4 protein-coding genes are annotated in these 3,882 nt (G+C 72.4%); all 4 read left to right on the forward strand.

Annotation, left to right across the window (positions count from 1 at the left end; translation table 11 throughout):
- Positions 1-1,294, forward strand: a 1,294-nt coding sequence (gene hemL, locus PLL68_RS11785) for a glutamate-1-semialdehyde 2,1-aminomutase (protein WP_324534306.1), incomplete at its 5' end; no start/stop codon positions are given.
- Positions 1,295-1,394: 100 nt separating this feature from the next.
- Positions 1,395-2,957 carry a sodium-dependent transporter gene (locus PLL68_RS11790; RefSeq protein WP_324534308.1) on the forward strand — a complete coding sequence of 521 codons (1,563 nt, stop codon included), beginning with the start codon at positions 1,395-1,397 and terminating at the stop codon, positions 2,955-2,957.
- Entirely contained in the window at positions 2,954-3,088 is a 135-nt protein-coding gene (locus tag PLL68_RS11795; RefSeq protein WP_324534310.1) for a methionine/alanine import family NSS transporter small subunit, read from the forward strand. Before PLL68_RS11790 ends, PLL68_RS11795 begins: the two co-directional genes overlap by 4 nt.
- A gap of 58 nt (positions 3,089-3,146) precedes the next feature.
- Complete coding sequence (locus PLL68_RS11800; protein ID WP_324534312.1) at positions 3,147-3,845, forward strand: histidine phosphatase family protein; 699 nt, start codon at positions 3,147-3,149, stop codon at positions 3,843-3,845.
- Positions 3,846-3,882 lie beyond the last annotated feature (37 nt).

Raw genomic sequence — 3,882 nt, forward strand, 5'->3', positions numbered from 1 at the left:
CGCCCCGGCATCCGCCGCCCTCCTCGAGCGCGCCCGCGCCGTCACCCCCGGCGGGGTCAACTCCCCGGTGCGCGCCTTCCGCGCGGTCGGCGGCACCCCCCGCTTCATGGCGAGCGGGCGCGGCCCGTACCTCACCGACGTCGACGGTCGCGAGTACGTCGACCTCGTGTGCAGCTGGGGCCCGATGATCCTCGGCCACGCGCACGAGGGCGTGCTGGATGCCGTCCGTTCGGCGACCGCTCGCGGGTTCAGCTTCGGCACCCCCTCGGAGAACGAGGTGCTGCTCGCCGAGGAGATCGTCGCCCGGGTCGACCCCGTGCAGCAGGTGCGGCTGGTCTCCAGCGGCACCGAGGCCACGATGAGCGCCATCCGGCTCGCCCGCGGCTTCACCGGCCGCAGCCTCGTCGTGAAGTTCGCCGGGCACTACCACGGGCACGTCGACTCACTGCTCGTCAGCGCCGGTTCGGGGCTGGCCACCTTTGCGCTACCCGACTCGGCCGGGGTGCCCGCCGAGATGGCCGCCGAGACCCTCGTCCTGCCCTACAACGACGTCGACGCGCTCGAGGCCGTCTTCGCCGCCCGGGGCAGCGAGATCGCCTGCCTCATCACCGAGGCCGCGGCCGGCAACATGGGCGTCGTCCCCCCGGACCCGGGGTTCACGCAGGCCCTGCGCCGGGTGACGGCCGAGCACGGCGCGCTGCTGGTGTCGGACGAGGTGATGACCGGGTTCCGCGTCAGTCGCGCCGGCTGGTGGGGTCACGAAGGGCTCGACCTGGCCCCCGATCTGATGACGTTCGGCAAGGTCATGGGCGGTGGCTTCCCCGCGGCAGCGTTCGGCGGCCGGGCCGACGTCATGGCCCTGCTCGCCCCCGACGGGCCGGTCTACCAGGCGGGCACCCTCTCCGGTAACCCCGTCGCCACCGCGGCCGGGCTGGCCACGCTGCGCGCCTGCGACGACGCGCTGTTCACCCGCCTGGGTGAGGTGTCGAGCGCGATCGCCGCCGCGGCATCCGATGCCCTGAGCGCGGCCGGCGTGCCCCACCGCGTCCAGTGGGCGGGCTCGATGTTCTCCGTCTTCTTCCGCGAGGGGGCGGTGCGCACCTACGACGACGCGCGCGAGCAGGACGCCGCGGCCTTCGGCCGCTTCTTCCACGCCATGTTGGATGCCGGCGTGTACCTGCCGCCGAGCGCCTTCGAGTCGTGGTTCGTCTCCGGGGCGCACGACGACGCTGCCGTCGAGCGCGTCCTCGCCGCCCTGCCGGGGGCGGCCCGGGCAGCGGCCGAGCGAGGCTGAGCGGCCCGCCGGGCTCGGCCTGGCCCGCCGCGTCGGCTGGCGTCCTCGCCGCGAGCGCGGGATGCTGGCGGGACCACATGACCCCGGGCAGGGAGGTTCCATGAGTACGACGACGAGCCAGGACGAGCAGGCCGAGGCACGGCGGGGCGCCTTCTCAGGCCGGAGGGTCTTCATCCTCGCGGCGATCGGGTCCGCGGTCGGCCTGGGCAACATCTGGCGGTTCCCCTACGTGGCGTACGAGAACGGCGGAGGGGCGTTCATGCTCCCCTACCTCGTGGCGCTGCTGACGGCGGGCATCCCGTTCCTCCTCGTCGAGTACGCCCTCGGGCACAAGTACCGTGGCTCGGCGCCGCTGTCCTTCGCGCGGCTGTCGCGGCGTACCGAGGGCCTCGGGTGGTGGCAGGTCGGGATCTGCTTCATGATCGCCGTCTACTACGCGGCCGTCATCGCCTGGGCGCTCAGCTACACCGTCTTCTCGTTCACGCAGGCCTGGGGTGAGGACCCGGACGCCTTCTTCTTCGGCGACTACCTCCGGGCGGGCGACCCCGGGGTCACGCTCGAGTTCGTGCCGGGCGTCCTGGTGCCGCTCGCGGTCGTCTGGGTGGCACTGGTCGCCGTGATGGCCCTGGGCGTCAGCCGCGGTGTCGGCGCCACGTCCGTCATCTTCATCCCGGTGCTCATCGTGGCCTTCGCCGCCCTCGTGGTGCAGGCCCTGACGCTGCCCGGGGCGGCCCAGGGGCTGGACGCCCTCTTCGCGCCGGACTGGTCGACCCTCGCGGACCCGGCGGTGTGGGCCGCCGCGTACGGCCAGATCTTCTTCTCGCTGTCCATCGGCTTCGGCATCATGATCACCTACTCGTCCTACGTGCACCGGCGTACCGACATGTCCGGCTCGGCCCTGGTCGTCGGCCTGTCGAACTCGGGCTTCGAGCTGCTCGCGGGCATCGGCGTCTTCGCTGCGCTGGGCTTCATGGCCCAGGCCTCCGGTGTGGCCGTCGGCGAGGTGGCGACGTCGGGGATCGGCCTGGCCTTCATCGCGTTCCCCACGATCGTCAACGAGGCCCCGGCCGGGGCCGTGATCGGCGTGCTGTTCTTCGCCTCGCTCGTCATGGCGGGCTTCACCTCGCTCGTCAGCGTGCTGGAGGTCGTCATCTCCGCGGTGCGCGACAAGTTCGAGACCAGCCGGGTTCGGGCCACCCTCGTCGTCACGATCCCGTGCGCGCTGATCAGCCTCATCGGGTTCAGCACGACGAGCGGGATCTACGTCCTGGACATCGTCGACCACTTCATCAACCGGTTCGGCATCCTGCTCGTCGCGGTCGTCAGCATGGTCGTCATCGCGTGGGGCGTGCGCGCCCTGCCCCGGCTCAGGGACCACCTCAACCGCGACGGCTCGGTGCCGGTGCGCGGGTGGTGGATCGCCCTCGTCTCCGTGGTCACGCCCCTGGCCCTGGCGTTCATCCTCGTCCGGGAGCTCTTGGCCGTCATCGAGGAGCCCTACGGGGGCTACCCGCAGTGGATGCTCGTCGTCTTCGGCTGGCTCGCCGCCGCCCTCGTGGCCGTGGCGGGCTTCGCCATCGCCCGCGTGCCTTGGCGCCCCGAGACGAGCCTGGACGTCGGCGACCGACCCGAGAACGACACCACCGCAAGGAGCCAGCCGTGAGCACCCCCGCCATCGTCATGCTCGTCGTCTCCGTGCTCGTCATCTGGGGCGGGCTGCTGTTCGCCCTGCTGCACCTGCGCCGGGCCGACCGCGAGGACGCGATCGAGCAGGAGATGCACCGCGACCTCTGAGGGGCCGAGCGCGGGCGCGGTGACCGGGCATCCAGCCGGGTTTGCGACAATCGCCGGTATGACGACCTTTCCCCGTGCAATTGGCGGCCCCGGCGCGGCCGGGCCCACCGGTGGCGAGCCGCAGCGCACGGTCGTCCACCTGCTGCGGCACGGCGAGGTCCACAACCCCGACCGGGTGCTCTACGGACGGCTGCCGGGCTACCACCTGTCCGAGCTGGGCCGCCACATGGCCGAGCTGGCGGCCGAGCACCTCGGCGACCACGACATCACCCACGTCGTGTCCAGCCCACTCGAGCGGGCTCGCGAGACCGCGGCCCCGATCGCGCAGGGCCACGAGCTCGAGATCACGATCGACGACCGGGTCATCGAGGCGGGCAACGCCTTCGAGGGACTGCCGGTCGCCGGCGGAGCTGGGCTGCTCAAGCACCCACGGCTCTACCCCAAGTTCCTCAACCCGTTCCGACCGTCATGGGGTGAGCCCTACGTCGAGATCGTCGAGCGGATGCGCCTCGCGATCATCGACGCCCGGGCTGCGGCCCGCGGCCACGAGGCGGTCATCGTCAGCCACCAGGCACCGATCTGGATGATCCGCCTCGCCACCGAGGGCCGCCCGCTGTGGCACAACCCGGCCAAGCGCGAGTGCTCGCTGGCGTCGCTCACCTCGCTGACGTTCCTCGGCGACGAGCTGCTGTCGCTCTCCTACAGCGAGCCGGCCGCATCCCTGCTCGGTCAGGCCCAGCCCGGGGCGGGCGCATGAGCGGCAGACCCCTCGCCCGGTGGGCCGGGTGGGTGGC

Origin of the sequence: Ornithinibacter sp. (assembly GCF_035443565.1) — a bacterium.
Classification (GTDB): domain Bacteria; phylum Actinomycetota; class Actinomycetes; order Actinomycetales; family Dermatophilaceae; genus Fodinibacter.

Bases quoted from the DNA above. Each gene is read 5' to 3' on its own strand.
- PLL68_RS11790 (WP_324534308.1), top strand. From the start codon at position 1,395: ATGAGTACGACGACGAGCCAGGACGAGCAGGCCGAGGCACGGCGGGGC.
- PLL68_RS11800 (WP_324534312.1), top strand. From the start codon at position 3,147: ATGACGACCTTTCCCCGTGCAATTGGCGGCCCCGGCGCGGCCGGGCCC.